Raw genomic sequence first — 267 nt, 5'->3', positions numbered from 1 at the left:
CACGGCCTTGGATCGTATGAAGCAAATGGGACTGTCGGTAATCATCCAGCTCGCTTAGTACATCATCCAAAAGTAAAATGGGGTATTCTCCGATTTCTTCATGAATCAAATCTATTTCGGCCAGCTTCAAAGACAAAGCCGTCGTACGCTGCTGTCCCTGTGAACCGTACGTCTGCACATCGCGTCCGTTCACATAAAAAAGGACATCATCCCGATGCGGTCCGAATAATGTGACGCCTCGTTCTATTTCTTTTTCTTTTAATTTCG

Annotated in this window: 1 pseudogene; it reads right to left on the bottom strand. The window is 45.3% G+C overall.

Annotated elements, in window-relative coordinates:
* Positions 1 to 267 (bottom strand): annotated as a pseudogene (locus R0K30_RS22165) (DNA replication/repair protein RecF); the annotation flags it as partial.

Source organism: Bacillus sp. SIMBA_154, assembly GCF_046536015.1.
GTDB classification, from domain to species: Bacteria; Bacillota; Bacilli; order Bacillales; family Bacillaceae; genus Bacillus; species Bacillus pumilus_P.
Note: the sequence above shows the minus strand (reverse complement) of the source record. Positions and strands in the feature narration are given on the sequence as shown.